Annotated in this window: 1 protein-coding gene; it reads left to right on the top strand. The window is 40.1% G+C overall.

The annotated features are described in order from the left end of the window. Positions 1-474 (top strand): S41 family peptidase (locus tag ACFINZ_RS12205; protein WP_375701665.1); only part of this gene is annotated, 474 nt, incomplete at its 5' end. Positions 475-504: the final 30 nt, after the last annotated feature.

Raw genomic sequence — 504 nt, forward strand, 5'->3', positions numbered from 1 at the left:
AAGGGAAAGCCCTTGATTGTACTTATTAATGGTGGTTCGGCAAGTGCTTCTGAAATTGTCGCAGGTGCCTTACAAGATCATCGTCGTGCTACAATTTTAGGGACACAATCTTTTGGTAAGGGATCTGTTCAAACGATTATCCCCTTAGGTGAAAATGGTGCTTTACGTTTAACAACAGCACTTTATTACACGCCGTCTGGCACTTCAATTCAAGGAACTGGGATCACACCTGATATTATTGTAGAGCAACCACTCCCTGAAAAATATAAAGGCTATGATGTAAAGATTGGTGAATCTACATTAAAAGGACATATTAAAGGGAAGCGGGAAAACAATAAAGGTTCTGGATCAGCCGCTTTTGTTCCGCAGGACCCTAAGGATGATGTGCAATTGCATGAATCTTATAAGTTGTTACGGGGTGAAATGGCACATGCAGCATTTCCACCAGATCCTCATAAAGATATTTTAAAGTAAGAAAGAATATGTACAGCTTATGCTGGAGAT

This window comes from Bartonella sp. AA81SXKL (genome assembly GCF_042196945.1).
Lineage (GTDB): Bacteria > Pseudomonadota > Alphaproteobacteria > Rhizobiales > Rhizobiaceae > Bartonella.